Raw genomic sequence first — 2,535 nt, forward strand, 5'->3', positions numbered from 1 at the left:
ATCATGGGGAGGGCATCTAGTAGGAACGGCGGCTCAGGTCATCCCGGCATGTCCGGTTCGCCATGCAGTCGTCATGCCGGGCCTGCGCCGGTATCCACGGCGCCGCAGCCACTACCGCCACCAGGGACAGGGCACGGCGCCCGGTGGCCCCCGCAAAAGGCCCGGGGCGCCGATCAGGAGCGGATGGTGCACGCCCCCTGTGCCGAACGAAGTCGAGGGACGAGGTGCGCCCGCGCCACATCCCTGCCCGGCCTCGCCCGGGGAGCGGAATCGCCGCCTCATCATCCATATCCTTCGGCGACGGGGGCTGGCTTTCCGCCCCCACACGCGGCATCGCGGAGGCTGAACGCACCCCGGAGACTGCCTTGCACCTGATCGAAACCATCCTCGGCTGGCTGGCCGGCCTGATCGTCGCGTTCATCTCGGCCACCGGGTATCTCGGCATCGTGCTGCTGATGGCGATCGAGTCAGCCTGCATCCCGCTCCCGTCGGAGGTCATCATGCCCTTCTCGGGCTACCTCGTCTCGACCGGGCGGTTCGATCTGTGGCTGGTGGCGACGGCCGGGGCGATCGGCTGCAACCTCGGGTCGATCCTGCCCTACGAGGCCGGGCGCCACGGCGGCCGCGTGGTGGTGGAGCGGTGGGGGAAATACATCTTCGTCGACACCCACGATCTCGATCGCGCCGAGCGCTTCTTCAGGCGGTTCGGCAGCATCGCCGTGCTGATCGGGCGGCTGCTGCCGGTGGTGCGCTCGTTCATCGCGTTGCCGGCGGGCGTGGCGCGGATGCCGCTGGTGCGGTTCCACGTCTATACCTTCGTCGGATCGTGGCCGTGGTGCTTCGGCCTCGCCTGGGTGGGGCGCGAGCTGGGCGTCCACTGGAACAGCGATCCGCGGATCAAGGCGCTGTTCCACCGGGCGGACCTCATCATCGGCGTCTCCATCGTGCTGGCGGTCGGTTATTTCATCTACCGCCGCATGGCACGCCGCCGGGCGGGTCGGGCATGATCGGGCGGCTGGCCCGGCCGGACGGGGTGCGCCTCGCCGTCGATCACCGGCAGGGGGAGGCACCGACGATCGTGTTCCTGCCGGGTTACATGTCCGACATGACGGGATCGAAGGCGCTCGCGCTCGATGCGTGGGCCGCGACGCATGGCCGGGCGATGCTGCGACTGGATTATGCCGGTTGCGGCGACAGCGAGGGGGCGTTCGAGGACGGGACGCTCACCCGCTGGCGCGACGACGTGCTGCACGCGATCGATACGCTCGCTTCCGGGCCGCTGCTGCTGGTTGGCTCGTCGATGGGCGGGTGGCTGATGCTGCTGGTGGCGCTGGCGCGGCCCGATCGGGTGGCGGGGCTGGTCGGCATCGCCGCCGCGCCCGACTTCACCGACTGGGGTTTCGACGAAGCGCAGCGCACGCGCCTGATCGCTGACGGGCGGATCGAAGAACCGTCGGATTATGGCGACGCGCCCTATGTCACCACCCGCGCCTTCTGGGAGAGCGGGCAGGCGAACCTGCTGCTCGGCGGGCCGATCCCGCTCGACTGCCCGGTGCGGCTGCTGCACGGGCAGGCCGACGTGGACGTGCCGTGGAAGGTGTCGCTGCGCCTTGCCGCCGCGCTCCGTTCAGCCGACGTGCAGGTGCATCTGGTGAAGGATGGCGACCATCGCCTCTCGCGTCCGCAGGATATCGCCCTGCTGATCGCCACCGTCGAGAGGCTGCTGGAGGCCCTTTGATTCCGCTGCTGCTCGCTCTCGCCGCCACCGCCACCGCGCCGGCCGATACCGCCACCCGCTTCGATACCTGCGCCCTGCTGGCCCGCACGGATCCGGCCAAGGCCGTGGCACAGGCCGATGCGTGGCGCGTCGGCGGTGGCGGGCTGCCCGCGCGCATGTGCCTGGGCCTGGCCTATTCGGCGCAGGAACGCTTCGGTCCTGCGTCGATCGCGTTCGAGCAGGCCGCGCGCGAGGCGGAAATCCAGCGCGACGGCCGCGCCGCCGCCCTGTGGGTGCAGGCCGGCAACGCCGCGCTGGCCGATAACGATGCCGGCAAGGCGCGCGGCTTTCTCGATCGGGCGCTCGCGCTGCCGGTGCTGTCGTCGGCCCAGCGCGGCGAGGCGTACCTCGATCGCGCCCGCGCGCAGGTGGCGGTCGGCTACATGGATGCCGCGCGCACCGATCTTGATTCGGCGCTGAAGCTGGTGCCGGGCGATCCGATGGCGTGGCTGCTCTCCGCCACGCTCGCCCGCCGGCAGGGCGACGGCGTGCGCGCCACCAAGGACATCGCCGAGGCCGTCCGCCTTGCACCGAAGGAAGCGCCGATCGCCTACGAACAGGGCAATATCTCCGCGCTGCTCGGCAAGGCGGATGAAGCGAAGGCGGCGTGGACGCGGGCGACCGCCATGGATGCGGAAAGCCCCGCCGGTCGCGCCGCCGCGATGGCACTTGCGGGCAGGACCAGCGATCCCGGCACGCCCGGCGATGCCGCCAAGACCCGCGACTGAGGCTTTCCCCCGCCCCGCCCGGCCCCTACA

At 71.1% G+C, this 2,535-nt stretch carries 3 protein-coding genes; all 3 read left to right on the forward strand.

What is annotated here, in order from left to right; genetic code table 11:
* Positions 1-371 precede the first annotated feature (371 nt).
* The 3 genes from FOY91_RS21095 to FOY91_RS21105 are packed head-to-tail and all read left to right on the forward strand — an operon-like array spanning position 372 to position 2,505.
* Complete coding sequence (locus FOY91_RS21095) at positions 372-1,007, forward strand: DedA family protein (protein WP_238995835.1); 636 nt, start codon at positions 372-374, stop codon at positions 1,005-1,007.
* Positions 1,004-1,738 carry an alpha/beta fold hydrolase gene (locus tag FOY91_RS21100; RefSeq protein WP_145155997.1) on the forward strand — a complete coding sequence of 245 codons (735 nt, stop codon included), beginning with the start codon at positions 1,004-1,006 and terminating at the stop codon, positions 1,736-1,738. The genes FOY91_RS21095 and FOY91_RS21100 overlap by 4 nt, the downstream gene beginning before the upstream one ends.
* Positions 1,735-2,505: a tetratricopeptide repeat protein gene (locus tag FOY91_RS21105; RefSeq protein ID WP_145155999.1), complete on the forward strand. Its 771-nt coding sequence runs from the start codon at positions 1,735-1,737 to the stop codon at positions 2,503-2,505. The genes FOY91_RS21100 and FOY91_RS21105 overlap by 4 nt, the downstream gene beginning before the upstream one ends.
* Positions 2,506-2,535: the final 30 nt, after the last annotated feature.

It is taken from the genome of Alterirhizorhabdus solaris (assembly GCF_007785815.1).
In the GTDB taxonomy this organism is placed as follows: Bacteria; Pseudomonadota; Alphaproteobacteria; order Sphingomonadales; family Sphingomonadaceae; genus Alterirhizorhabdus; species Alterirhizorhabdus solaris.

What these genes read in the sequence shown, in the direction of transcription:
- FOY91_RS21100 (WP_145155997.1), top strand. Translation starts at nt 1,004, where the DNA reads ATGATCGGGCGGCTGGCCCGGCCGGACGGGGTGCGCCTCGCCGTCGAT.